The sequence below is a fragment of the Bradyrhizobium sp. SZCCHNRI1029 genome, assembly GCF_032487555.1.
Classification (GTDB): Bacteria; Pseudomonadota; Alphaproteobacteria; order Rhizobiales; family Xanthobacteraceae; genus Bradyrhizobium.
This window is the reverse complement of the sequence record NZ_JAUEUK010000002.1, coordinates 119403-140648: the sequence shown is the minus strand read 5'-3', so window position 1 is coordinate 140648 and position 21246 is coordinate 119403. Positions and strand designations below refer to the sequence as shown.

Genomic DNA, 21246 nt, shown 5'->3' with positions numbered 1-21246 from the left:
TTTTCAAGTGGGCCGCTGCAGCGCCGCGGCGAGCTTCGACACGAACTTGTTGACCCAGAAGATCTTCTTGCTGCCCTTGATGACGACGACGTCGCCCGGCGCAAGCAGCGCCGCGACCCGACCGGGATCCAGAGTCACCGGATCCTCATGCCAGCCGAGCCGCTTCGCGTGAGGCAGGGCGTCGAACAGGTGACGCATCAGCGGACCGACGCAATAGACGCCGTCGACCCCCGCGAGATGAGCGACCATCCCCTGATGATAGGCCGGCGCCTCGTCGCCGAGCTCGAGCATGTCGCCGATGATGGCGATCCGCCGTCCCCGCACCGGTCGCGCCTGCAGACTGTCGAGCGCCGCCGCCATGCTGGCCGGGTTGCCATTGAAGCTGTCGTCGATCAGAACAATGTCGCCGACGGTCTGCTCGACGCCACGGCCGGTCATGATGCCGACATCGCCGAGCGTCGGCGCGAGCAGCGCTGGATCGAGCCCGGCCGCTGCGATGGAGGCGAGCGCCGCCAGCGCATTGTGCAGGCGATGCGGCGCACCCGGCGTCAGCGTGAAGGCGACGCGGCGACCGGCGATGTCGGCGCTCACATCCCAGGTCTCGCCGCGCGAGTCGTGCGAGAGCTCGCGGACGTCAGCGCCGCCACCGAAGCGGATCACCTTGCCGGTCCATTCCGGTGCTGCGAGATCGGCCGGCAATACGAGGACGCCGTCGGCCGGCAGCCCAAGCGCGATCGAGACCTTCTCTTTCCTGATCGCTTCCAGGCTGCCGAGCTTCTCCAGATGCACCGGCTGCACATTCACGACCAGCGCCACCGTCGGCTGCGACAGCTCCGTCAGCCGCGCGATCTCGCCTTTTTGATTCATGCCCATCTCGACGACCCACACCGAAGCGGAGGGATCGGCGTTGCACAGCGTCAGCGGTACGCCCCAGAAATTGTTGAAGCTCGACGGACTCGCAGAGGCACCGGGATAGGCGGCGATGAACTCCTTGGTCGAGGTCTTGCCGGCGCTGCCGGTCAACCCGATCACCGGGCCATGGAAGCGCGCCCGCGCGGAGCGCGCCAGCGCCCACAGCCCATCGATCAGCGTGTCCGGCACCACGAGCTGCGGCACCGTGATCCCATCGATCCTGTGGGGAACGATCATCGCCACCGCGCCGGCCGCTTCGGCATTCGCCGCGAACTCCCAGCCGTCGCGGCTGGAGGCGAAGCTCGATACGAAGCCGCCACTCGGTGTGCCACTCAGTGCCACGAACAGGCTGCCGGGCTTCACCGCGCGACTGTCCTGCGTGACGAAGTCGATCGGGGTCTCTGGGTAGTCGCCGGCGAGGCCGAGCGCGCGCGCCGCCTCTGCCACGGTCCACAGCGCCTTCGTCATGATGTCCTCGCTGCCAACGCGTCCGCGACCGCTTCATGATCGCTGAAATGCAGAATAGTGCTGCCGATGATCTGTCCGGTCTCATGGCCCTTGCCGGCGATCACGAGCGCATCGCCGGGCTGCAGCTCGCCGATCGCGACGCGGATTGCCTCCGTTCGGTCGCCGATCTCACGCGCACCGGGCGCGGCGGCCAGGATTGCAGCGCGGATCGCAGCCGGATCCTCGCTGCGCGGATTGTCATCGGTGATGATGACACTGTCGGCCTCTTCGGCGGCGATCGCGCCCATCAAGGGGCGCTTGCCGGTGTCACGGTCGCCGCCGGCGCCGAACACGACGACGAGCTTTCGCGGAGCATAGGGCCGCAGCGCATGCAGCGCCTTGGCGAGCGCATCCGGCTTGTGCGCGTAGTCGATGAAAATGGGTGCGCCATTGTGCTCGCCGACCAGCTCGAGCCGGCCCTTGGCGCCCTCGAGCTGCTCGAGCGATTCGAACACCGCTTGCGGATCGCTGCCGGTGCCGATCGCGAGGCCCGCCGCGACCAGCGCGTTCTCGATCTGAAACGCGCCGACCAGCGGCAGGCGGACCGCATGCATGCGGCCGCAATGCTGGATCTGGAGCTGCTGCGCAAAGCCGTCGATTGCAACGGCCACGAGGCGAATGCCCTCGCCTGCACCGTCGCCATGCGTCCCCACCGTCATCAGGCGAAGACCGCGCGTCTGCGCCGCAGCGATGACTTCCGGCGAGCACTCATGATCGGCCGAGATCACCGCAGGCCCGCCCGGCGGCACGAGATCGCGGAACAGCCTCAGCTTGGCGTTGAGGTAGTGAGCGATGTCCGGATGATAGTCCATGTGGTCGCGCGACAGGTTCGTGAACCCGCCGGCCGAGACCCTGACACCGTCGAGCCTGAACTGATCGAGCCCGTGCGACGAAGCCTCGAACGCTAGATGGGTGACGCCATCCTGCGTGATCTCGTCGATCTGCCGATGCAGCGCGATCGGATCTGGCGTCGTCAGCGAGCCGTAGACGGTGCGCTTGTCCGACACCAGCCCGACGGTGCCGATGCTGGCCGAGCTGTGGCCGAGGCGCTGCCAGATCTGGCGCGTGAAGGCCGCGACCGACGTCTTGCCGCTGGTGCCGGTGACGGCGGCAATCGTCGCCGGCTGCCGCGGATAGAACCGGGACGAAGCGAGCGCGAGTGCCCGCCGCGGGTTCGGCAGCGCGATGAATGGAACGGCCAGCCCTGTTCCAGGGCCCGCCGCGCCGGCCACGGCGACCGCACCGGCCGCGATTGCCGCCGCAATAAAGCGGGAGCCATCGGTCTTGGTGCCGGAGAGTGCAAAAAACAGGTCGCCGGGCCGCACGGCTCGGCTGTCGACGGCGAGGCCGGATATCTCGACTGCGGCGATGGGAGCGTCGAGCGTCGCCTGATCGCCCAGGAGGTCGTGAAGTTTCATCCTGGTTCCGTGCCAGTCCTGGCCCCGCCCGGGATGGCGGCAGCTCCAAAGCCTGCGATTCGACGACGGCTTACTGTGTCAGCCGCGATGCCGCAAGAATTTGGCGGTCGGACGGCGGAAGGTCAAAACGGGGCTCAATTCCCAGCAGCGGCCCGATCCGGGAGATCACGTTGCCAGCGGTCGGCACCGCGTTCCAGCCCGAGGTGATGAAGCCATAGGTTTCCTTCAGCGGCTGCGGCTCGTCCAGCATGATCAGGAGCTGGTATTTTGGCTTGTCCGCCGGGATCACGGCGGTGAAGAGGGTCAGCACCTTCTTCTTGGCGTAGCGGCCGTTGATCACCTTCTCGGCGGTGCCGGTCTTGCCGCCGATGTAGTAGCCCTTCACGTCGGCCTTGCGCGCGGTGCCGACCTCGGCGTTCAGACGCATCAGATACCGCATCTTCTCCGAGGTCTCCGGCTTGATCACGCGCTTGGCGACCTGCATCGCCTCTGCCTCGGTGCGCTTCATGAAAGTCGGCGGGATCAGATAGCCGCCATTGACCAGCGCACTGACGCCCATCACACCCTGCAGCGGCGCCACCGCCATGCCGTGACCGAACGCGATCGTGACCGTGTTCAATTCGCCCCAGCGCTTGGGCAGGATCGGCGAGGCGCTCTCAGGCAGCTCGGTGCGCAACCGGTCGAACTGGCCCATCTTGCGCAGGAACGCCTTGTGCGCTTCCACGCCCTGCGTCAACGCGATCCTGGCGGCGCCGACGTTGGACGAGAAGTAGAACACTTCCTTCATGTTGAGGAAGCGGCCCTTCGGCTCGTCGTCATGAATCGCGAACTTGCCGTAGTGCAGCGGCCCGCGTGCATCCCACAGCGAATTGAGATCATATTTGCCGGTGTCGAGCGCCATTGCCAGGGTGAACGCCTTGAAGGTCGAGCCCATCTCGTACACGCCCGTGGTCAGGCGGTTGATCCGGTCGGGATCGTGCGCTTCCTTCGGGTTGTTGGGATCGAAATCCGGCAGCGACACCATGGCGATGATCTCGCCTGTCCTGACATTGACGACGAGACCGGAAGCTGCCTTGGCCTTGAACTTGTCCTTGGCCTTGAGCAGTTCGTCGCGCAGCGCGTGCTCGACGCGCAGATCGACCGAGAGCTCGATTGGGCGCTGCAGGCGATCGGTGGCGAAGCCCGCGCGATGCAGGTCGGCAAGGCCCTGATTGTCGAGCCACTTCTCCATGCCGGCGATGCCCTGGTTGTCGATGTTCACCAGGCCGATCAGATGGGCCACCTCGTTTCCGGTCGGATAGACGCGCTTGTTCTCGCGCAGGAAGCCGATGCCCGGCAGGCCGAGGCGATGAATGTCCTGCTGCTGCTTCGGCGTCATCTCGCGCTTCAACCAGACGAAACCCTTGCGCGACAACAGTCGGTCGCGGACCTCGCCCGTATCGAGATCCGGCAAGGTCGCCGTCAGAAGCTCGATTGCCTCGTCCTTGTCGATGAGACGACGCGGCTCGGCGAACAGGCTCGGCGTCTTCACGTCGGTGGCGAGAACGGCGCCATTGCGGTCGACGATATCGGGGCGCGCGGTGGCGATGGCGTCCTGCTGCGCGGCGCGCCGCGCGCTCGGACCATCCGAGCCGATCGCGAACATCACGAGGCGGCCGCCGATGACCGCGTAGACGGCAGCAAAGGCAATGATCGCGAGGCCGACTCGCGCGCGCGCCTTGGCAGTCCGATCGACATCGCGCCCATACAGCAGCGTGCGCACCAGACGTTGCCGCCAGGGTTCCTGCGGCTTGACGTCGGGCCGAAGCTGATCGGTCATTGCTGATCCTCCGGGCGACGCACCGACCCGGTCACGGGGGGCTCTTCGTTGATCGCGTCGATCGCATCGATCATCGATCCGATCGGATCCGGATTGTCCGGTCGCGCAAATCGCGGCGGCCGCTCCGGCAGATTCTTCAGGCTGTCGTATTGTGTGGCGTTGAGCGGCTTCAGCGGCAGATGCCGCTCGACCAGCCCTTGCAGCCGCAGCGGCGCGTCGAGCTTGGCCCATTCCGCACGCAACACTGCGATGGCCTCGCGCTGCTCGCGGATCTCGGCGCGCAATTGCAGCACGCGCTCGACCCGCGCCGTGGAGTCCATCTTAATGCGATAGACATAGGCCGCCGCGAAGATCAGCGAGCAGATCACGACGAGATGCAGGAGGCGCATCGGTCACCCTCCTCGCAGGACATCGGCCAGCCGCGGCCAGGGCGACGAGGATGCCGAAGCGTGCGCCGGCGCCGCCGTGCGCTCGGCACCGCGCAGCTTGGCGGACCGCGCCCGCGGATTGGCTTCGGTCTCAGCCTCCGCGGCCACGACCGGCTTGCGGTTGAGCAACTGGAAGCTCGGTGCCTCCTGCGCGATCTCGGGCAGATGGCGCGAGCCGCCGCCGGTCCTGCTGCGCTCGGCGAGGAACGTCTTGACGATGCGGTCCTCGAGCGAATGGAACGAGACGACCGCCAGCCGGCCGCCCGGCGCCAGCACGCGCTCCGCTGCCGACAGCGCCTGTTCGAGCTCGTCCAGCTCCTCGTTGACGAGAATCCGCAGCGCCTGGAACGTGCGCGTCGCCGGATGGATGTCGCCAGGCCTGGATCTCACCACGCGCGCGACGATGTCGGCGAGTTGCCGCGTCGTCGTGATCGGCTGTTCCTTGCGCGCGGCGACGATGGCCCGCGCCACGGCGCGGGAGTGCCGCTCTTCGCCAAAGATGTAGATGACGTCGGCCAAAGCGCGCTCGGCAGCGTTGGCGACGACATCGGCGGCCGTCGGTCCCGTGCCGCCCATCCGCATGTCGAGCGGGCCGTCGAACCTGAACGAGAAGCCGCGCGCGGCGGAGTCGAGCTGCATCGAAGAGACGCCGACATCCATCACGATGCCATCGACATGCGCAAGGCCTCGCGATGCACAGATGTCGGCCAATGCCGAGAAACGGTTCTCGACCAGTGTCAGGCGACCGCCCGCTTCGGCGAGGAGACCTGCGCCGCCGGCGATTGCGGTGCTGTCGCGATCGATCCCGATGACGTGTGTTCCCGCCATTGCCAGGATCAGGCGCGTATAGCCACCGGCGCCAAAGGTCGCATCGACGTAGGTTCCGCCGCCGCGTGGCGCCAGCATCTCGACCGCTTCGGGGCCGAGCACCGGGATGTGCCGCTGGTCAGCCGTGCTCACCCGGCCGCTCCGCACGCGCGCCGTTGCTTCAGACTGACTTTGGTTGGCAGCGAGCCCATCGCGCCCTCGATCCTCGCGCCCCGTCAATTCGCCAAGCCATCTCCCGGGACGCTCCGTCATCCGTCGCGCCGTCACGACATCAGCAGCACGATCCGGCCATGTCGAGATCCTCGATCCGACAGCGATCGCGCGGCGCCGGAGCGCCCCGGAACCGCTTTCGATCGTGATCTGCCGTGCAGGACCTTGCATCGTGGCGGCTTGCCGTCCCGAAAGCCGGCTTGGCTCTTCACCACTCAGTAACGGCGTTTAGCGTTAACAAACCGTTGATGGTCTGTGGCGGATGTTGGGCACTTGGACCGCGAGGCGGAGCTGCCCGGTAGACCTTTCGTCCTGCTCGCCGCCGTGCCGTTCGGCGGACCGGCGATCGCGATACAACGGTCCGCTCAATAGCGAGGGCTCGCATGCGATTTCGATTGCGGCTGGGTCATGTAAAAGAGTAGTGCCTGCCCATATCCGGTTTGAGCCACCGCCGCCGCCGTCCGCTTCGAGTCGTTCATGCCAAGTCCCTCCGACAAGCCGGAATCGAAGCGTCCTCGTGCGCTGCAGATCCCCAAAGGCGTTTCCAACCTGCCGGTCTTCACGCCGGACTCGTCGGTCGCCTCCGACGTGATCCCGTCGGCCAATTTCGGCGAGCGCAAGGGTGGGCGCCAGCCGGACATGATCATTCTTCATTACACCGGCATGCCGGATGTCGAAGGGGCGATCACCAAGCTGTGCACCGCCGGCAGCGAGGTCTCCGCGCATTACGTCGTGCTCGAGGACGGACGCATCGTCCAGTGCGTGCCGGAGGCCTTGCGCGCTTGGCACGCGGGTCTCTCGTCATGGGACGGCGAGGAGGACATCAATTCCTGCTCGATCGGCATAGAGATCGTCAATCGCGGCCACGATTGGGGCTATCCGGATTTCCCACCGCGGCAGATCGCGGCGGTCATCGCGCTGTGCCGGGGCATCATGCTCCGCCGCAATGTCCCGGCGCATCGCGTGCTCGGGCATTCCGACGTGGCACCCGCGCGCAAGAAGGATCCGGGTGAGAAATTCCCGTGGCATTCGCTGGCGAATTCGGGCGTGGGCCACTGGGTGCAGCCGGCGGCGATCACCAAGGGCGAGACGCTGAAGCTCGGCAGCATCGGCGACGACGTCAAGGGCTTGCAGAAGGCGCTCGCCAAATACGGCTATGGCGTGCCGATCACGGGTAAATTCGACGGCATCACCATGGACGTCGTCACCGCGTTCCAGCGGCACTTCCGCCCCGAAAAGATCGACGGCATTGCCGACCGCTCGACCTTGTGGACGTTGCATGCGCTGCTGACGAGCCTGCCGGCCGAGGATCAGGCGCCGCGCGTCTGACACGTCAGGCCTCCACATCGAGCTCACCGAGCCGCCGTGCATAGAGACGCTTGAGCGGCGCGAGCTGCGTGGCTGCGCTCGCCTCGCGGTAGGCGGCGCGCGCCTCGTCGCGCCGACCGAGCCGCCGCAGAAGGTCTGCCCGCACCGCCGGCAGCAGATCGTACTGCTTCAATCCGCCGCGCGCGGCCAGCGCATCGACCAGTGCCAGCGCCCGCGCCGGGCCGTCGACCATCGAGACAGCGGCCGCATGATTGAGCTCGATCACAGGCGATGGCGCGATCCGCAGCAGAACCTCGTAGAGCCCCACGATCTGCCGCCAATCCGTTTCAGCGTAGCTGGCGGCCTGAGCATGAAGCGCGGCAATCGCGGCCTGGACCGTATAGGGCTGCGGGAGCCCCTTCATGCCCAGGGCCTGTTCGACCAGCCCAAGCCCTTCGGCGATCTGCTCACGATTCCACAGCGAGCGGTCCTGCTCCTCCAGCAGGACGATGTCGCCCGCCGCATTGGTACGGCCGGCGCGCCGCGCATCGTGCAGCAGCATCAACGCGAGCAGGCCCTTGATGTCGCGCGCCTCCGGCATCAAGCCAAGCAGCAGGCGACACAGCCGGATCGCCTCGCGCGCGAGATCCTCGCGAATCAGCTCGGTGCCTGAGGTCGCGAGATAGCCCTCGGTGAACACCAGATAGATCACGGTCAGGACGCCGCGCAGCCGCTCCTCGAGCGCATCGCGTCCCGGCACCTCGTAGGGAATGCCGGCGAGGCGGATCTTCTGCTTGGCGCGCACCAAGCGCTGCGCCATCGCCTCCTCGCCGGTGACAAGAGCGCGGGCGACCTCGGCCGTGGTGAGGCCGCAGACCGTGCGCAGCGTCAGCGCCACCTGGACCTCCGGCGCGAACGACGGATGGCAGCAGGTGAAGATCAGCCGCAGCATGTCGTCGTCGAGATCGGCCGGCGCGTCGGCGTCGTCGTTGGCGGCATCACGCTCGATGGCGTGAACGATCTCCGCCTCCTTGTCGCGAAAATTGCTCCGCCGCCGGATCCGGTCGATCGCCTTGTTGCGGGCGACATTGACCAGCCACGCCCGCGGGTTGGCGGGGGCGTCGGACCCCCGCCATTTGAGCAGCGCCGCAGCGAACGCATCCTGCAGCACGTCCTCGGCCAGATCGAAGTCACCGACGAGCCGGATCAAGGTCGCGAGTGCGCGGCCGGCCTCATCGCGGAACACCTTGTCGATCGCATCAAGCGTCATCGGTGACCCTTCTCGGCCGCGAACCGCACCGGTCTCAATGATTATATTGCCAGACCGGCCGCACCTCGATCGAGCCAAAACGGGCGCCGGGAATCCGCGCGGCAATCCCGATCGCCTCGTCGAGATTCTTGGCCTCGATCATGTAGTAGCCGCCGAGCTGCTCGCGGGTCTCGGCGAACGGACCGTCGGTGGTGAGGATCTTGCCGTCGCGCACCCGCACGGTCGTCGACGTCGTCGTCGGCTGCAGCCGGTCGCCGCCCTTGTAATTGCCGCTCGAGATGATCGACTGGGTGAAGGTCTGGTACTCCGCCAGCATTTTGCCCTCGGCCTCCTTCTCCATCTTCGCGTAGTCGACTTCGTTCTGGTAGATCATCAACAGATATTGCATCGAACTTGCTCCCTTGTTTCGGCCGGATCGCCGACATCCAGTCGAATGGCGCGCTCACGTAACGACACGCCCAGGATAATATTTTTGCAGGCGCAGCGATGGCTTGACCTGATGGCCGGGAAGCCCCATTCAAGCTGCGTCAGTCGGCCGGACGGCCGCTCCGGCAGGCGCCGAAAGGCCGCCGGGGAGGAAAGTCCGGGCTCCATCGACATGCGGTGCCGGATAACGTCCGGCGGGGGCGACCCCAGGGATAGTGCCACAGAGAACGAACCGCTTCCTCCCGCGAGGGAGGCGAGTAAGGGTGAAAAGGTGCGGTAAGAGCGCACCGCGGGGCCGGCAACGGAACCGGCATGGTAAACCCCACCGGGAGCAAAACCGAATAGGGACGGCCACGCGGAGACAATCGCCAAGGCAGATGATGCCAAGGCGATGACGTCCGCGGGAGCGATGTCAGGCTCGCCGTCCGGGTAGGTTGCCCGAGGTCGCGCGCAAGCGCGATCCCAGAGGAATGGCCGTCACGTATCGTCATGCGCAAGCATCACGGTGCCCTACAGAACCCGGCTTACAGGCCGGCTGATATGTTCATGAGGGGCTCGGCGCAGCAGCGCCGGGCCCCTCACCATTTTTGTCAACCGGCGGCCGAGAGCTGGCCGAACTCGGTGGCCTGGCGCTCGAACAGGCTGCGATAGAGTCCGCCGGGTCTGCCAACCAGCGTGGCGTGGCTGCCCTGCTCGACGATACGGCCGCGGTCGAACACCAGGATGCGATCGAGGCTGCGGACGGTCGCCAGCCGATGCGCGATCACGATCGCCGTCCTGCCCTTCATCAGCCGCTCCATCGCCTCCTGGATCAGCGCCTCGGATTCCGAATCGAGGCTCGAGGTCGCCTCGTCCAGGATCAGCACCCGCGCGTCCGCCAGGAACGCCCGCGCCAGCGCGACCCGCTGCCGCTCGCCGCCCGACAGCTTGACGCCGCGCTCGCCGACCAGCGTGCCGTAGCCCTTGGGCAGGCGCGTGATGAACTCATGCGCGTTGGCGAGCCGCGCCGCCTGCTCGATCTCGGCCTGGCTGGCGCCAGGACGGCCATAGGCGATGTTCTCGGCCAGCGAGCGGTGGAACAGGATCGGCTCCTGCTGCACGATCGCGATCTGGCTGCGCAGCGAGTCCTGCGTGGCATGCGCGATGTCCTGCCCGTCGATGAGGATGCGGCCGCCGCCAACGTCGTAGAGCCGCTGCACCAGCTTGACGAAGGTCGTCTTGCCGGAGCCGGAGCGCCCGACGAGGCCGATCCGCTCGCCCGGCCGGATGTCCACCGACAGCCGGTCGTACAGCGGGGTGCGATGGCCGCCATAGTGGAACGTCACCGCATCGAACACGATGTGCCCACCGGTCACCGCGATCGGCCTGGCGTCCTTGGCATCGATGATGCCGATCGGCTCGCTGTGGATCGCCACCAGCTCGTCCATGTCGTTGACCGCGCGCTGCAGGTTGTTGATATGCATGCCGACGTCACGCAGATACGCATGGATGACGTAGTAGCTCGTCAGCACATAGGTGACGTCGCCTGGCGAGGCCTTGCCCGCCATCCACAGCAGCACGGCGCCGCCGATCACCGAGGAGCGCAGGCACAGCAGCACGCCGAGCTGCACGGCCGCCGTCGTGTTGTAGCGCAGCCAGGTTCGGTTGACGCGACGGCTCCAACGGCTGACGACGCGCATCAGCCGGCCGTCCTCGCGGGCTTCCGCCCCGAACGACTTGACCACCGCATTGCAGCTCAGCGCGTCCGCCAGCGTGCCGCCGACCTTGGTATCCCAGGCGTTGGAGATCCGTGCGGCCGGGGCGATGTAGCGGGTCGAGAACACGACCGTCATCGCGACATAGAGCGCCGCCCCGACGGCGATCACGCCGCCCAGCGCGCCCCAGTGCAGGCCGAGCAGCACCATCGAGCCCAGCAACACCGAGAGCGACGGCAGCAGCGCCAGCAGGATGGTGTCGTTGTAGAGGTCGAGCGCCCACATGCCCCGGGTGATCTTGCGCACCGTGGAGCCGGCGAAGCTGTTGGCGTGCCAGTCGGTCGAGAAGCGCTGCACGCGTACGAATGCGTCGCGCGCCACGTCGGACATGATGCGCAGGGTGAACGGCACGATCAGTTGCAGGCCCGACAATCGCAGCACGATCGAGGCGAAGCCAAGGGCTACGATGGCGGCGAACGCCACCAGCGCGCTGTGCCGTGCATCGGCATTGCCTGGGCCCAGGGTGAGCGCATCGACCAGCCGGCCGGAGAACAGCGGCATGAACAGATCGGCAGCGGTGGCGCCCAGCAGCGCGCACGCAATGCCGAGCGTCATGCGTGGCTGCTTCAGCCAGTGGCGGGTCACGAACGGGATCACGACGCGGATCGCGGCGGGACGCTTGTCGGCCTTCAGGCCGGAGACGTCGACGGTCATGGCATCATCCGGCCGCGCTCGCAGCGCCAGCCGGCTCCAAATAGTGCAGACGCGACGCGGCGCGCGGTCTGCGGATGAGTAACTCAGGCGTTGGGAAGTTAAGCGATGGTGCTCAAAGCGAGCGGCCGAACACCAGAACAGGCATCGAGCGGGTGCATGCGATCTGCAGATGCGATGTGGTCATGCAAATCTCCCCGGTTCGAGCGACAATTCTTGTTCCATACCATCGACGGTATGATTTGGCAACCCGCGGCGCGCGCAGGAGCCGCTCACGTCAATGTGCGTCGCCGCCGCCCGCCATCGGCGAGCTCGGCTTGTTGAGCAGCATCACCATGAAGCTGAGCCCGATGTAGAAGCAGGTCAGCATGAAGAACGCATCGCCATAGCCCATCACGACGGCCTGGCGATGCACGATCTGCGACAGCTGCTTCATCGCCATCAGGGCCGAATCGCCCATGCCCTGCAGCTTCTGCTGCAGCATGTTGAGGGTCTCGACCGCGGTGGCATTGCCCCAGTTGACGCGCTCGTGGAGGCGGGAAATGTGCAGGTCGGTGCGATCGTTCAGCACCTGGTTGATCACGGCAAGGCCGACGGCGCCGCCGAGATTGCGCATCAGGTTGAACAGGCCGGATGCATTCTTGACCCGGTCCGGCGCCAGGGTGCCGAGCGCGATGTTGTTGGTCGGCACCATCGCGAACATCATGCCGACGCCGCGCAGCACCTGCGGCAGGAAAAGCTCCCAGAAGTCGTAGTCGCGGGTGATGCCGGTCATCTGGTAGGAGCCGATCGCGAAGATCACGAGGCCGAACGCGATCATCAGGCGCATGTCGATCTTCAGCATCAGGCGGCCGACCACCGGCGCCATCAGGAACATGGTGACGCCCGAGACGAACATCGTCTCGCCGATCATCAGGGCGCTGTAGCCGCGGACTTCGGCGAGATAGCGCGGATAGATGTAGGTCAGGCCATAAAGGCCGATGCCGATGCAGAATTGCAGGAGGCAGCCGACCGCGAAGTTGCGGTTGCCGAAAGCGAAGAGGTCGACGATCGGCTCGTCGGCCGTCAGCACCCGCCAGAAGAAGCACACCGCCGAGACGGCGCAGACCGCGGCGAAGATCGCGACCGAGGTGTCCTGCAGCCATTCATATTGCGGCCCCTCCTCCAGCACGTATTCGAGCGAGCCGAGGAAGCCGGCCATGAACAGCAGGCCCCACCAGTCGAAGCGGTCGAGCAGCTCGAAATGCGGCTCGTCGAAATCCACCAGCGCCAGCACGCCTGTCGTGATGATGATGCCCGGCACGATGTTGACGAAGAACAGCCAGTGCCACGACATCGCGTCGGTGATGTAGCCGCCGACCGTTGGACCCACCGTCGGCGCCAGCGTCGCGACCAGGCCGATGATCGGACCGACGATGTGGAATTTGGTGCGCGGGAACACCGTGTAGGCCGAGGCGAACACGGTCGGGATCATGCCGGCGCCGAGGAAGCCCTGCAGCGCGCGCCACACGATCATCTGCTCGATCGACGAGGCGAAGCCGCACAGGAAGCTCGAGATGGTGAAGCCGGCCGCCGAAATCGCGAACAACAGCCGCGTGCCGAGCGCGCGCGACAGGAAGCCGGACAAGGGAATCGCGATCACCTCGGCGATCAGATAGGCCGTCTGCACCCACGACACTTCGCTGGAGCTCGCCGACAGTCCGGCCTGGATCTCGCTCAGCGACGCCGAGACGATCTGGATGTCCAGGATCGCCATGAACATGCCGAACACCATGATCAGGAACGCGATCAGCCGCCGCGGCGCGATGCGGTCCGACGGCGCGGCCGGTGCGCTCATAGTGGGGTCGGCTGTCGTTGCGGTGGCCATGTTCTAATGAGTCCGCTGGAGTCGATGACCGCGCCTCGTCACAGGTGCGCTCCCCTCCCCCCGCGCGAAGCGGAGCTTCGCTAGGCGGGGAGGGGTCGGGGGTGGGGGTCCCCAACGGCGGTCTCGCCCGGAGACCCCCCACCCCACCCCTCCCCCGCAAGGGGGGAGGGAGCTGACTTCCGATGACGCAACAGCGAATGCAATCGCGTCAGTTAGATCACCTCGCTACTTCCCCTGCACCGTCGCCGGCGCGTCGAGATCTCCGTCGCTGTCGGCATCCTTGGCGCCGACGGTGGTGTCGACGGTGACGTAGACCGACATGCCGGCGCGCAGCAGGTTCTGCCGCGCCACCTCCTTCGGCACGCGGATGCGCACGGGCAGGCGCTGCACGATCTTGGTGAAGTTGCCGGTCGCGTTGTCCGGTGGCAGCAGGGTGAACACCGAGCCCGAGGCCGGCGAGATGCTGTCGACCACGCCCTTGAAGCCGCGTGCACCATAGGCGTCGACCTTGATCGTGACCGGCTGGCCCGGACGGATACGCCTGAGCTGGGTTTCCTTGAAGTTCGCGTCGATGAAGACGTCGTCGAGCGGCACGACGTTGCCGAGCCGCTGGCCGACCGCGACGAAGTCGCCGGTGCTGACGAGACGGTTGGAGAAGGTGCCGTCGACCGGCGCGCGCACGGTGGCGAATTCGAGATCGCGCTCGGCCTTGGCAAGCGATGTCTTCAGCTCGGCGAGCTGCGCCTGGGCCTCGACCTGCTGCGCCTTCGTCACCTCGACATTGTCGCGCGCGGCGTCGTACGCGGCACGGGCGGCGCGGACCGCCGCCATGCCCTGGTCGCGCGCGGCTTCCGACTGCTCGAAGGTCGCATGCGAGGCAAAACCCTTGCTGCTCAGCGCCTGCTGGCGCTCATAGTCGAGCCCGGCGCGCTTCATCGCGGCTTCGGATGAGGTGAGATTGGCCTGCGCCTGCTCGGCGGCACTCTGCTGTGCGGCGACCTGGCGACCGATGCGCGCGATCGTCGCCTCCTGCGTGGCGATCTTGGTGCGGGCGGCATCGACCGCGATCTTGTAGTCGCCGTCGTCGATACGGAAGATCACGTCGCCCTTGCGAACCACCGAATTGTCCCGCGGCACGATCTCCTGGATGTGCCCGGAGACGCGCGCGCCCAGCATGGTGTTGTTGGCGCGAACGTAGGAATCGTCGGTCGAGACCATGAAGCGGCCGACCAGATAATAGTGCGTGGCGTAGCCGGCGGCAGCGAGCGCGAGCAGCACGCCGATGCTGGCCAGCACCCGCTTGCGCTTGCCTGATTTCGGAGCGGGGGCGGGCCCGGCTTGCGGCGTCGTGGCTGTGGGAGCGCCGGCCGGCGCGGGCCGTTCGGGCTGAGCCTCGGTGCTGACGTCGGCCTTCGGGTCGGCCGGCTTAGCATCAGCAGGCTTGCGCTGCGCCGTGTCGCTGGCCTGCGGCCGGACCGGCTCAGACCTCGTCTGTTCCGGCGCCTCCTCAGCGTCCGGACGGCGCGCCCGCACAGCCTGATCTCTCGCAGCGGCCATCAGAGACTCCCACCCATGACAGCGGGGCCGTCCAGGCCCCGAAAATCCCGACCGAACCGTTCGGTCAATCCACATCTATCATTGACCGAACCGTTCGGTCAATTTATATCTTCGCTATCGCAACATATCCGCGCAGATGCGTTTGTGACGTTGGCGCCGGCCAAATCTTCGGGAACAGCCTAAACCAATGATTGAGGCGGACCACAACACCACCCAGGCAACGTCGGACGACGATTCCTCGAAGCGCCGGCAAATCCTCGCGGGTGCCCGCAAGGTGTTCATGGACATGGGTTTCGACGGCGCCAGCATGGGCGAGATCGCGCGCGTTGCCGGCGTCTCCAAGGGCACGCTCTACGTCTACTTCGCCGACAAATTCCGCCTGTTCGAGGCGATCGTCGAAGAGGAGAGCGTGCATCGGGGCGCCTCGAACTTCAGCTTCGATCCCGCCCGCGATGCCACGACCGTGCTGTACGAGTTCGGCACCGCGTGGATCGCGGTCGTCTGTCGCCCCGGCGGCGGATCGGCGATCCGCACCGTGATGGCGATCGCCGAACGCATGCCGGAGGTGGGACGGCGCTACTATGATTGCGTCATCGAGGGCACGATCGGCCGGCTCGCCGCCTATCTGCAGGCCCGCGTCGATGCCGGGGAGCTCGCCATCGACGATTGTCACCTCGCCGCATCGCAATTCCAGTTGATGTGCCAGGCCACGCTGTTCCTGCCCTTCATCTTTCAGGGAGCCCCCGCCCCCTCGCCCGACGAGACGCACAAGGTGGTGGCGAGCGCCGTCCGCATGTTCCTCGCGACCTACGGCATCAAGAGTTGAGACGCCGCTGACCGCCTTGATGCGCGCGGCGATGTCGGCCCAGAAGATGTCGGTCCAAGCGACGTCGATCCAAGACATGCGCTCTCCTTCTCGCGGCGGGTGACGCCCGAGCTCTGCAATCGGATCACCCTCGAACTGATCGGAGGGTGCAGGGAAGGCCGGGCGCTGGCCGCGCCCGTGGCCCGCCTGCTCAAAAAAATGCAGGCGGCAGGTACCACAGGTCTGGCCGAACACACCCGGCCCTCCCCGCGCGATGGGCTTACGACTTATACGTAATCTCCCCGGTGTCCGGGCTTGTAGCCACCGTCGCCATCCGGATCATCACCGAACGACTTAGCGCCAGCATCGGGGCGCCAGGACCATACGACTTCATCGTCCTGCCGGTCGCGTTCGTCCGCTCGCGATTCCAGCGCGCTGCGCGCCGACAGGCCACCGCTCCCCGCCTCCAACGCTCGTGACGACCGCGAAACGTCCCTCTTCGATCGAGGCGGGATGGCGGTAGACAACCACGAAATTCGGAAAAATGGAAGAACAAAATTTTTACGCGAGGGACTGGACAGGGCAAATCAGTTTGATCGGGCAAACGAAATCGGATTCTGCGCGCAGCCGGTTTTAACCGCGCGCGACCGCAGCAGCAGCGGGCGACGATACCACGGCGCCGTATCCGCGGAAGGAGCCTAGCGTCCGAGAAGGGTCGCGAGCCGACCTTGCAAGCGGTTGCGGATTGGGGCAATCGAAGCTCGGCAGCTGCGCATCCTGGGCCTACCATGTCAAAGTTCTTCGCTATGGAATCCGTCGGATCTCCCTGGGGTGACTACGGCGATATTCTTTTGAACGGCCTCGTTGAAGCGACCGAGTGCGTCGGGCCGCCGATCATCCGCATCTTGCGCACTGGCCCATATGTGCCGCCGATGACCCAGCCATTCGGCTTCATCATCGTCACCGACGAATTTCGACGTGACCTTGAACGCAGCCAGTTGACTGGCTTTGACTTCGAGCAGACTCAGTATGGGAAAGTCGTCCGCCTCGATTGGCAGACTTGGAGCACGGACACCAATGAGCCGATGTCGTATCCCGAGACAGGCGAACCAGAGGACTACATTTTGGGATGCCCCCACGACCCCACTCTTCTGGCGCAGATGCCTCGGTTGTGGGCTCTCGCCGTCCGGCCTACGCCCGAATTGCAGGTCCAGGGCACACATTCCTTCCGCGCAGATCGACATCCGGGCACGGACATCGCTCGTGAGCATACGCTCCATTGGGTAAGCGAGCGTATGAAGGTTTGGCTCGAAAGATCGTCGGCGGCGAGATGGATTGCGTTTCGTTCGATAAGGCCGAGATGAACAATGTCCGCTTCGGGACGAGACTGTTGACTAAGCCGCTGCTTAACGAGAACTGTCGTCGCCAACAACGTCTCGCTGCTGGTCCAAAATGCGCCTCAGCACCGACGAGGGTCGACGAATTGCTCGCTTGGCGCGTCGGCCAATCGATCTGCTGTGTCGGAAAAACGCATAACCAGCGAGCAGAATTGCAGTGACGCCAGAAATCACGTGACCAGCCGCTAGAGTCGCAAAGCAGAGCGGCCCACCGACGCAGATCACACCGGTCCATAGTAGACAGAATCCAAGGTAAGTCTTGCCTGTCGGGATGCCGCTGCTCATGGTCACAACCGTAGCGCCTTTATGATCTCTGGGCCCCGGCAAAATCGTCCGCGCCGCATCCGCACGTGGCCAATGGTGAATCTAGGATTGACGCTATCTGCCATTGTCCCGGTCGGACCAGGCGCTAGGTGTTTCGCCGACGGCATCCGCAGGCGCATGACCGGGCGCTGGCCCGCCGGCTCTGGGAGCGCTCGGAGCAGTTGCTCGACGCAGCCCCGACGATGTCACGCGCAGCCGTGCGGGCCATCTGATGGGTATCGGAAACATCAGTTGTAGGGTGGGCAAAGTAGCCGCCTGCAGGTCGGTCGCGTGCCCACCATCGCCCCGCGCACGAGAAAGCGGGATGGTGGGCACCGCGCGCGATGCATCACGTATGATCAGCGGCATCGGGGGCGCGCCTTTGCCCACCCTACCCTGTCGCCAACACAAGCGAAGCAGTCAGAGGCGCGGGAAGAGTCTGGATTGCTTCGGCGCAAGAGCGCCTCGCATTGACAGAGAGTGGGCAGGCTCCGCGCCAAAACCTCAACTGTCGTCGCCCGGCCCGACCGAGCGATCCAGTATTCCGCGGCGGCTGTGATGACACGCGACGTCATGGCGTACTGGATGCCCGCCGGAGCCTGCCCTCGGGCTCGCCAAAGGCGAGACCCGGGGGGCGGGCATGACATTGGAGGATTTGGCCGGCAGTGTGCCAAATCTCTTTCTGCTCTACTTCTTACCGCTCTTGGTCGTGTGGGAATGCGAATGGCTATGACTATGGGCGTGGCTATGACTATGCGCGTGCCCGTGGTCATGCGCCGGATCGACCGGCATCATCGCGACGTGGCCGTGGCGGACGCCGCGCTCGGCGATGACGTGGTCGGCGAACGCCTTGACCTCGCGACGCTCGCCCTTGAGCACGGTGACCTCGAGGCAGCTCTCCTGGTCGATGTGGACGTGCAGGGTCGCCTGGGCGAGGCCGGAATGGTCGTGCGCCTCCTGGGTCAGGCGCTTCGGCAATTCGCGCGCGGCATGGTCGTAGACGTAGCTGAGAGTCGCGATGCAGTGGCGGCTGTCGGCGGCGCCGGCATCGGCCGTTTCGAGGCCGCTGCGCAGCAGATCGCGAAACGCCTCCGAGCGGTTGTCGTAGCCACGCCGGGCCATGAAGGCGTCGACCTCGGCCAGAAGATCGTCGTCGATCGTGATCGTCAGGCGCTGCATGTCCCGTCTCCCTGAGCTGCGCGACAAGCGCCTATCCACCCGATGAGTATGATGTTTTCACGTTGACATCATACTGGTGTCACCTTAGCGTTCTTTAACACTCGACATCAGGGCGAACCAAGTGCGCGTGTCGCGGGCCAACGACGGCTCGCGGCAGATGATGACGCACGCCCGATGACGAGACCGAGGGGCGTGACGATGCGGTGGCGTGGGGCAAGTGTTGGCGTGCTGATGGCGGCATTGGCGCAGCAGGCAAACGCCCATCCGGAACGGGCCCCGGCCGAACTGCCGACGGTCGACGTCGATGCCCCCCGACGCGCGGCCAAGCCGAAACCGCAGGTCCGGCGCGAGGCGCAGCGGCCGAAGCCGGGCGCCGCCCGTGCGGCGACGAATGTAACGCCGGCCACCGCGGCGGCGGCTGCACCGTCCGGCGCGCCCAATGTCGGCTCCGGCCCCGCGCGGCCGCAGGGCATGGCGAGCGAGGTCGTGATATCCGGCGAGGAGATCAACGCCCGCCCGGCGACCCGCCCCGGCGAGGTGCTGGAAGCGGTGCCCGGCCTGATCGTCACGCAGCACTCCGGCGAAGGCAAAGCCAACCAGTATTTTCTGCGCGGCTACAATCTCGACCACGGCACCGACCTCGCACTCCATGTCGATGACGTGCCGGTCAACATGCGCACCCATGCCCACGGCCAGGGCTATGCCGATCTCAACTGGCTGATGCCGGAGACGATCGGCCGTGTCGACGTGCGCAAGGGGCCCTACTTCGCCGACGAGGGCGACTTCGCCTCGGTCGGCAGCGTCCATATCGGCCTGGTCGACAGCGTGCCTAAGGCGATCGCGCAGGTGACGGCGGGCAGCTTCGGCTATCGCCGTTTCTTCAGCATGGATTCGGTGCATGTCGGCGATGGCCATCTGCTGATCGCCGGCGAGGCCGGCCGCTATGACGGACCCTGGACCACGCCCGACGACGCCAAGAAGCTGAACGGCCTGATGCGCTATTCGCAGGGCACGGCGACCGACGGCTTCTCGATCACCGGCATGGCCTATGCGAACCGCTGGACCTCGACCGACCAGGTGCCGGAACGCGCCATCACCTCGGGCGATCTCGGCCGCTACGACGCATACGATCCGACGGACGGCGGCAAGACCAACCGCTTCGCGCTGTCCGGCCGCATCGCCGGCACCGACGAGGCCGGCTCGTGGAAGGCCAACGCCTATTTGGTGAAAAGCCAGCTCGATCTCTACAACAACTTCACCTACGCGCTGAACAACCCGACCTATGGCGACCAGTTTCACCAGCACGACGACCGGCTGATGCTCGGCGCCAATGCGTCACGCACCTTGAACGGCAGCTTCGCCGGCCGCCCCATGGAGACGACGTTCGGCGTCCAGACGCGCTACGACGACATCGCGCTGGCGCTGACCAATACGCGTCAGCGGGTGCTGCTCTCCGACATCGATCCCTTGAGCACCGGCGTCGTTCGCGCCGACAAGGTCGGCGAAGGCAGCGTCGGGCTCTATGTCGAGAACACCGTGCGCTGGACCGACTGGCTGCGCACCACGGTCGGCTATCGCGGCGACTATTATCAGACCCACGTCTATTCGCTGACCAACGGCAACAACACCGGCGATGCCGCGGCCAGCCTCGGCAGTCCGAAATTCAGGATGGTGATCGGGCCGTTCGACAAGACCGAGTTCTTCGTCGGCGCCGGCTATGGCATGCACAGCAACGATGCCCGCGGCGCGACCACTACGGACGATCCGGCTGCGCCGGGCACCAGGATCGACTCCTCGCCCCTTCTGGTGCGCACCAAGGGCGCCGAGGTCGGCGTGCGCACGCGCATCGTCCCCGGACTCGACTCGTCGCTGAGCGTGTTCATGCTCAACCAGGATTCCGAGATCCTGTTCTCCGGCGATGCCGGCAACACCGAGGCCAGCCGGCCGAGCCGGCGCTACGGCTTCGAGCTGACCAACCACTATCGCCCGGCGTCGTGGATCGACATCGATGCCGATCTGGCGATGACGCATGCGCGCTTCGTCGGCGACAACACCGACCAAGCGGCGGTCTACGCCTCGCTCGCAGGCTACCCCCAGGCCCAGCTCGGCAATGCGCCCGGCAACTACATCCCCAACGCGCCGGCGATGATCGCGTCGGCCGGCATCACGCTCGGCGAGAAGACCGGCTGGTTCGGCGGTCTGCGCTGGCGCTATCTCGGCTCCACGCCGCTGACCGAGGACAACTACTTCCGCTCCACCCCGACCAGCGTGTTCAACGGCCGCATCGGCTTCCGCGACGCCAATGGCTGGCGCATCCAGCTCGACGTGCTGAACCTGCTCAACAGCAAGGCCAGCCAGATCTCCTACGGCTACGGCTCGCTGCTGCCGACCGACCAGCTCTACCAGGCGTGCTACGGCTCACCGGCCTCCCCGTTGCCGCCCCCGCCGGTGCCGCCGGCCCAGGTCTGCCAGACCGGCGTGATGGACCGCGTGCTGCATCCGATCGAGCCGCTGACGTTCAGGGTGACGGTGGCGGGGACGTTTTGAGGCGGAGCTTGCTAGGTCTCACGCCCTCTCCTCGCGGACGGTGAACTCCCCTCCCCCTTG

At 66.1% G+C, this 21246-nt stretch carries 15 protein-coding genes and 1 other RNA gene; 5 read left to right on the top strand and 11 right to left on the bottom strand.

The window, feature by feature from the left end; all coding sequences use genetic code 11:
• Positions 1 to 3 precede the first annotated feature (3 nt).
• The 5 genes from murF to rsmH all read right to left on the bottom strand — a co-directional run bounded on the left by murF (position 4) and on the right by rsmH (position 6044).
• On the bottom strand, positions 4 to 1380 hold the full coding sequence (gene murF, locus QW861_RS06270; protein ID WP_315752424.1) for a UDP-N-acetylmuramoyl-tripeptide--D-alanyl-D-alanine ligase: 1377 nt from the start codon (positions 1378 to 1380) through the stop codon (positions 4 to 6).
• Positions 1377 to 2837 carry a UDP-N-acetylmuramoyl-L-alanyl-D-glutamate--2,6-diaminopimelate ligase gene (locus tag QW861_RS06265; protein ID WP_315752423.1) on the bottom strand — a complete coding sequence of 487 codons (1461 nt, stop codon included), beginning with the start codon at positions 2835 to 2837 and terminating at the stop codon, positions 1377 to 1379. The genes murF and QW861_RS06265 overlap by 4 nt, the downstream gene beginning before the upstream one ends.
• Positions 2838 to 2907: 70 nt before the next feature.
• Positions 2908 to 4656: a penicillin-binding protein 2 gene (locus QW861_RS06260; protein WP_315752422.1), complete on the bottom strand. Its 1749-nt coding sequence runs from the start codon at positions 4654 to 4656 to the stop codon at positions 2908 to 2910.
• Positions 4653 to 5045, bottom strand: a complete 393-nt coding sequence (locus QW861_RS06255; RefSeq protein ID WP_315713444.1) for a hypothetical protein — start codon at positions 5043 to 5045, stop codon at positions 4653 to 4655. The genes QW861_RS06260 and QW861_RS06255 overlap by 4 nt, the downstream gene beginning before the upstream one ends.
• Before the next feature lie 3 nt (positions 5046 to 5048).
• On the bottom strand, positions 5049 to 6044 hold the full coding sequence (gene rsmH, locus QW861_RS06250) for a 16S rRNA (cytosine(1402)-N(4))-methyltransferase RsmH (protein ID WP_316192834.1): 996 nt from the start codon (positions 6042 to 6044) through the stop codon (positions 5049 to 5051).
• 555 nt (positions 6045 to 6599) lie between these two features.
• On the opposite strand from rsmH, the gene QW861_RS06245 reads away from it, so the two are divergent.
• Complete coding sequence (locus QW861_RS06245; protein WP_315713446.1) at positions 6600 to 7451, top strand: N-acetylmuramoyl-L-alanine amidase; 852 nt, start codon at positions 6600 to 6602, stop codon at positions 7449 to 7451.
• 4 nt (positions 7452 to 7455) lie between these two features.
• Here the strand turns inward: QW861_RS06245 and QW861_RS06240 are convergent, their stop codons facing one another.
• A complete protein-coding gene (locus QW861_RS06240) occupies positions 7456 to 8700 on the bottom strand; it encodes an RNA polymerase sigma factor (protein ID WP_315752419.1) in 1245 nt (414 codons plus the stop codon).
• A 34-nt stretch (positions 8701 to 8734) separates the two neighbouring features.
• Positions 8735 to 9088: a YciI family protein gene (locus QW861_RS06235; RefSeq protein ID WP_315713448.1), complete on the bottom strand. Its 354-nt coding sequence runs from the start codon at positions 9086 to 9088 to the stop codon at positions 8735 to 8737.
• A gap of 139 nt (positions 9089 to 9227) precedes the next feature.
• Between QW861_RS06235 and rnpB the strand changes: the two genes are divergently transcribed.
• Positions 9228 to 9669: RNase P RNA component class A (rnpB, locus tag QW861_RS06230), an RNA gene on the top strand.
• Between the two features lie 47 nt (positions 9670 to 9716).
• Here the strand turns inward: rnpB and QW861_RS06225 are convergent.
• From QW861_RS06225 to QW861_RS06215, 3 genes are all read right to left on the bottom strand, one after another.
• Positions 9717 to 11534, bottom strand: a complete 1818-nt coding sequence (locus QW861_RS06225; RefSeq protein WP_315752418.1) for an ABC transporter ATP-binding protein — start codon at positions 11532 to 11534, stop codon at positions 9717 to 9719.
• Positions 11535 to 11808: 274 nt separating this feature from the next.
• On the bottom strand, positions 11809 to 13398 hold the full coding sequence (locus tag QW861_RS06220) for a DHA2 family efflux MFS transporter permease subunit (protein ID WP_315752417.1): 1590 nt from the start codon (positions 13396 to 13398) through the stop codon (positions 11809 to 11811).
• Positions 13399 to 13623: 225 nt separating this feature from the next.
• Positions 13624 to 14955: an efflux RND transporter periplasmic adaptor subunit gene (locus QW861_RS06215; RefSeq protein ID WP_316192833.1), complete on the bottom strand. Its 1332-nt coding sequence runs from the start codon at positions 14953 to 14955 to the stop codon at positions 13624 to 13626.
• Positions 14956 to 15142: 187 nt separating this feature from the next.
• Between QW861_RS06215 and QW861_RS06210 the strand changes: the two genes are divergently transcribed.
• Both QW861_RS06210 and QW861_RS06205 read left to right on the top strand, forming a co-directional pair.
• On the top strand, positions 15143 to 15781 hold the full coding sequence (locus QW861_RS06210; protein WP_316192832.1) for a TetR/AcrR family transcriptional regulator: 639 nt from the start codon (positions 15143 to 15145) through the stop codon (positions 15779 to 15781).
• 767 nt (positions 15782 to 16548) lie between these two features.
• The gene (locus tag QW861_RS06205; protein ID WP_316159281.1) at positions 16549 to 17124 is read left to right on the top strand and encodes a hypothetical protein; all 576 of its coding nucleotides are present in this window, start codon (positions 16549 to 16551) and stop codon (positions 17122 to 17124) included.
• Positions 17125 to 18147: 1023 nt separating this feature from the next.
• On the opposite strand, the gene nikR is transcribed toward QW861_RS06205, so the two are convergent.
• Positions 18148 to 18639 (bottom strand): nickel-responsive transcriptional regulator NikR, encoded by a 492-nt coding sequence (nikR, locus tag QW861_RS06200; protein ID WP_316192831.1) that lies wholly within the window; start codon positions 18637 to 18639, stop codon positions 18148 to 18150.
• A gap of 174 nt (positions 18640 to 18813) precedes the next feature.
• Here nikR and QW861_RS06195 point away from each other — a divergent pair, with 174 nt between their 5' ends.
• Positions 18814 to 21186, top strand: coding sequence for a TonB-dependent receptor (locus QW861_RS06195; RefSeq protein ID WP_410052251.1), 2373 nt, complete (start codon positions 18814 to 18816; stop codon positions 21184 to 21186).
• The last annotated feature ends 60 nt before the right edge of the window (positions 21187 to 21246 follow it).